At 63.7% G+C, this 4481-nt stretch carries 7 protein-coding genes; 2 read left to right on the forward strand and 5 right to left on the reverse strand.

What is annotated here, in order from left to right; all coding sequences use genetic code 11:
* Positions 1-207 precede the first annotated feature (207 nt).
* Entirely contained in the window at positions 208-381 is a 174-nt protein-coding gene (locus tag AX685_RS16695; RefSeq protein ID WP_231738987.1) for a hypothetical protein, read from the forward strand.
* A gap of 68 nt (positions 382-449) precedes the next feature.
* On the opposite strand, the gene AX685_RS16700 is transcribed toward AX685_RS16695, so the two are convergent.
* The gene (locus AX685_RS16700) at positions 450-950 is read right to left on the reverse strand and encodes a MucR family transcriptional regulator (RefSeq protein WP_066490682.1); all 501 of its coding nucleotides are present in this window, start codon (positions 948-950) and stop codon (positions 450-452) included.
* Complete coding sequence (locus AX685_RS16705; protein WP_035386333.1) at positions 947-1222, reverse strand: HU family DNA-binding protein; 276 nt, start codon at positions 1220-1222, stop codon at positions 947-949. The genes AX685_RS16700 and AX685_RS16705 overlap by 4 nt, the downstream gene beginning before the upstream one ends.
* 249 nt (positions 1223-1471) lie before the next feature.
* On the opposite strand from AX685_RS16705, the gene AX685_RS16710 reads away from it, so the two are divergent.
* Positions 1472-1903 (forward strand): hypothetical protein, encoded by a 432-nt coding sequence (locus AX685_RS16710; protein ID WP_443026264.1) that lies wholly within the window; start codon positions 1472-1474, stop codon positions 1901-1903.
* 518 nt (positions 1904-2421) lie between these two features.
* On the opposite strand, the gene AX685_RS16715 is transcribed toward AX685_RS16710, so the two are convergent.
* From AX685_RS16715 to AX685_RS16725, 3 genes are read right to left on the reverse strand one after another with little or no spacing between them, the layout of a single operon-like run.
* The gene (locus tag AX685_RS16715) at positions 2422-3345 is read right to left on the reverse strand and encodes a replication initiator protein A (protein ID WP_082741039.1); all 924 of its coding nucleotides are present in this window, start codon (positions 3343-3345) and stop codon (positions 2422-2424) included.
* A gap of 21 nt (positions 3346-3366) precedes the next feature.
* Complete coding sequence (locus AX685_RS16720) at positions 3367-3681, reverse strand: hypothetical protein (protein ID WP_066490686.1); 315 nt, start codon at positions 3679-3681, stop codon at positions 3367-3369.
* Positions 3671-4309, reverse strand: coding sequence for a nucleotide-binding protein (locus tag AX685_RS16725; protein ID WP_016509639.1), 639 nt, complete (start codon positions 4307-4309; stop codon positions 3671-3673). Before AX685_RS16725 ends, AX685_RS16720 begins: the two co-directional genes overlap by 11 nt.
* Positions 4310-4481 lie beyond the last annotated feature (172 nt).

Here is a 4481-nt window from a genome sequence, read left to right on the forward strand (position 1 = left end):
AACGACGATGCGTTCTTCGAGATGATGCTGGTCGAGGCGGTCCCCCCTCCCCTCGTGTCGCAAATCCTCCTCCGGCTGCTCGATCATCCCGACGCGATCTGAGTGGGGCTTTCCTGCAAGCAATCGTGTCACTGACGCGCCCATCCGCTTGCGCCCGCCACATCAACGTCACGGTAGCCGCGTATATGGCAGGCAGGAGACCAAAGGATGCGCTCGATAAGCCCGATGTTCGATGATGCGGTGATCGACTGCGTCGCAAGCGACCGCGCATCCACCGTCCAGGAACTCTTCCATGTCGCGGAACTGATCTGGGCAGAGGGTGCGGCCGACCGGTCGACGTTCCGCTGGGGTACCTCGCGCCAACTGACCCCGACAAGCTGATGTCGCTACGCATGGCTTAAGTGGCGCTGCTGAAATCCTGATCCATCAACGGCTGCGGACCCGGCAATTCATTCGGTGATCGTAGGCAGCCTCAATTTTTGCCGCGTGGGCGGGCTCGGGTGGGCCGGTGCTGCGTGCGGACCAGGCTTGCGCCCCAAACCGATTTTCTTTGCCATAGCGCGCCGGGCTTCTGAATACGCCTCTGCCACCATCGGGTAGTCCGGCTTCAGATTGTAGCGTTCCCGATATTGCTCGGGCGTGAGTCCATGTCCGCTTAGATGACGGCGAAGCGTCTTGTACGGCTTGCCGTCGATCATCGAGATGATATGATCCTTCGACGCCAGCGATTTACGTACCGACACCGCCGGGGTGAACTGGGCGGCCGTCGCTTCCTGCGGAACTGCTGTGCTCGATTGGTCGATCAATCCTGTGATGCTGTCACGCATCCGGGTGAGAAATGCCGGCACGTCCTCGGCCGCGACGCGCGTGTTGGGATTGCTCAGCCATGCGATCGTCAGCTCGGTTGCGAGCTCGATCGCGTTCGGGCCGGTATCGATTTCTGTGGTCATGAGGAAAGCTTGTCCTTGAGTGCCTTGGCCGGTGTGAACACCATTTTGGTCGACGCGGCGATCTCCATAGCTTCGCCAGTCCGGGGATTGCGACCGGTCCGGGCGTCCCGGGCCTTGCTGGAGAACTTGCCGAAACCCGGCAGCGACACCTCCTCCCCCCGCGCAACCGCATCGCCGATGTCACCGAACACGCGGTCGATCAACGCCCGGGCCTTGGCGGCACTCAGATCGCTTCCCTCGGCAATGCCTTTCACAAGATCGTCAAGCTTCATCAAATATCTCCCGTAAACGTGCACCGGGATAATTGTTCCGGTCACGGGCGCAACAGTGCATCCCCTTTCCGGGTGGCGCCGGCAAGATGCAGCGGGCTGGCGACACCGTTGCGTAGCGTGCGTAGATCGCGATCATGCAGCGATGATGTTTGTCCTGCACATCCGATGCCCGTTAATTGAGCAACCTCACTGATGGCGGGTCCGTGCATCGGCGGGCGTCGACCGATAAGCTGGCGGCTCGCGATCGTCGTGGCGGTGGTAGCCCTGTTCGCCAGCAACGCCTGGCTCAAGGGCATCTTTGGCTATGGCGAGATTGCGACCGACATTCCGTTCCTGCTGTTCGGCGTGATCCTGTTCTTCACCTGGCGCGTCAATCGCAATGCCGCCAACCGGCAAAGCGAGCTGCTGGGGTCCGCCCGCTTCGGCGACCGCGCCGACGTGCAAAAGCTGGAGGCGAGCGGGGATCTCCTGATCGGCCGCTCGGCGAAGTTGGGCAAGCTGCTCCGCTATGACGGCGCGGCGCATCTGCTGACGATGGCCCCACCCGCTCGGGCAAGGGCGTCGGCACGATCATCCCCAACCTGCTCCTGCTCGATCGCTCGGTCACCTGCATCGACCCCAAAGGCGAGAATCCGCTACTATGACCAGCGCGAGTTCGACGGCCTGTTCGATCCGGCCTAATTAAGCCCGCTGGGGGCGCTCGCGCCGATCGGCATCCCAAACCACCTAAAAGCCCCTCTTTTGCCTCCACGTCGCGCCTGGAAGGCCGTAGCGGGCGATTCCGTCGCTACCCGTCCCCACTTCTTTCCCGCCTAGCTACCGGCGCGTAGCGCCGCCCCTGTGACGCCGAAGGCGGCACGCAGCGAAAGTGCATCGGCCGTTAGGCCGATTCCGCTTGTCCTTTTTTCCACTGGTTGGTGGCGAGCGGTCGGTCTGTCTTGCGCACTATCGGGGTTTTGGCCCCCGATCCGATGGACCAATCGGGGTTATCCACAGGCCTGAGTCCTTAAGAAGAATCTCCTATGTAATAGGAGGTTTAAGACCCTTACGGAGCGGTTTCGGCCTGTATCGTCAAAGGGTTAGCGGCCGTTTCAGGGGCCAAAACCCCGTGATTCGCAGGGCCAAAACCCCGTGATTCGCAGGGGCCATTCCCCCGATAGTTGGAGCCTCACCACTATCGGGGTTTTGGCCCCTGGCGATCAGTCGGCCGGAAACCCCATCGGCGGGCGCGGCAAGCGCTTGAACTGGAACCCTGGATGGTCGGTCGAAAGCTGGCAACGCTCTGTGAAGTTAAGAACCTCCTCGCCTTCATCGTTCCTGACCAGCTCCAGCCAGTAGCCGGGTAGCCGCTGCCGCTCGACCGCGCGCCGAAGCTCCTTGGCGAAGTCGGCCACGCGCTGGGTGCTGCCGCTCTTGTGGTGGAGCTGCTTCATGGTGAAGGCCCAACCCGCCGCCTGGTGGCCGCCATGCTTGCGCACGACACGGTAAAGCCAACGTTCGATTCCGCCGGTCAGCTTGAAATAGGCTCGGTCGATGCCGAGCACGAGGCGGTCGGTCAGCACGCCCTCGTAGAGCCAATCCGATATGGTGAACTCGACGCCCGTGGATCGGCCTAGGTCGTCGGTCGGTGCCGAGTAGCGCTCGATCCAGTGGAAGCCCTCGGGGCGCTTCTTCTTGCCCTGGCGAATGTTGGTGCGGATCAGGGTGGCGCTCAACCGCTCAAGTGCCTCTACGATGCGCCGGTACTCGTCTCCCCCGGTCGGCCGATCGATCCCGCGTAGCAGCTCATAGAGCGGGACGTGGAAGTGCGGCGTGGTCGGCTGTCCCGCCGCCTTCGCCGCCCTGAGCTGCGACACCGCCCATATCAGGATGTCGCAATCCCAAATGGTGGCGATACCGATCTCGGCCGGGGCCGTGACGTTGACAGTTATGGTCGTGGCGCCGTTCTGCACCTGGTAGTCGATCGGCTCGCTGCGGCGCTGCTTGGAAAGGCTGAAGAACGGCCGCTCCATCATCTCCTGTTCGTCATGAGTCGGTATGTCGCCTGGCAGCGTCACGAACAGGTCGAGCTGGTCGAGTACGCCGGCGCGAACGCCTTCCTTCCTTCTGACCTTCTTAGTCATAAAGGCTCCAAGGGTCAGAGGTCAGCGGCGTGATCGGCCGCTCGGCACACTGGCGGCTACCGCCTCCAGCGGCTCCAGCCCGCGCGCCTCCAAGAGCCGGTTCCACGCCTCATGCCCCAGCTTCTGCAAAGACAACCCTGTGTCGAGGCTGAGCTGGCGAAGCCGGCGACGATCGCGCGGGGTGACTTGCACGTTGATCGGCACGATCGCCGGCGAGGCGGTGTCCCGCACGGGTGCTGCCTCGGTCGCCGCCGCGGTGCTCGGGGCCGCGGCCGGCTCCTCGTCCAGCTCGCCCATTACGTCGGCGAGCGCGCGGCCGGTGCGCTTACTGCTCATGTCGTATCTCCTGAATCCAGCTCCAAACCTGACGCAGCTCGTCGGCCGCTTCGCGGGCCGCATGGCCGCGCATTTCGGTGACGCCCCTCCCCTCAAGCGAGGCGTCCAGATAGATCGTCCGATCGGATAGGTGGATCGGGCAAACCGGGACCGGGTAGCGCGACAGCGCGGCACGCGCGGCAATCGCGCGGGCCTCGTTCTTGGCCGCGTTGACGATGACGGCCGCACGCCGGTCGAGCCGGCGGAGGATCTTCAACGTTTCCCCGACCGCCTCCAGGTCGTCTGGCGACGGCCGCACCGGGACAATCACCAGGTCCGCCACGCGCGCGGCCTCGGCCTCGGGCTCCTCGACGGCAGGACGCGTGTCGATGAACAGCGCGCCGTCGGACTTGCGCCGGAGCCGCTTGGCCGCGTCAGTCAAATTGGTGCCGTCCAGGTCGACCAGCTCGGGGCGCTCAAAGGCCGGCTCGATCTGCTCGCGCCGCGTCCACCACTTCGTCGTCGTCCGCTGCGGGTCGCGGTCGATGATAAGGCTGGGCTCCGCCTCGCCCGCGAGAACCGCGAGCTGACGGGCAAGGGTGCTTTTCCCAGCTCCGCCCTTCTGGCTGACAAGTGAGTAGATTTGCACCTTCGCCCCTTCTGGCTCTCTTTCCTGTGACACTATGAAGGTGATTGGGAGTGAAGGAAAGACCCTTTTCACCTTCCCGCGCGAGCGATCGTCACGCGCAAGCGCCGAGACGCTGTAAGGGGGGCATAAAAAAGCTGGGGGTGACGGTGCTGATCCGGTAGCTTTAGGAGCA

The organism is Sphingomonas sp. CCH9-F2, from assembly GCF_001556735.1.
In the GTDB taxonomy this organism is placed as follows: Bacteria; Pseudomonadota; Alphaproteobacteria; order Sphingomonadales; family Sphingomonadaceae; genus Sphingomonas; species Sphingomonas ginsenosidimutans.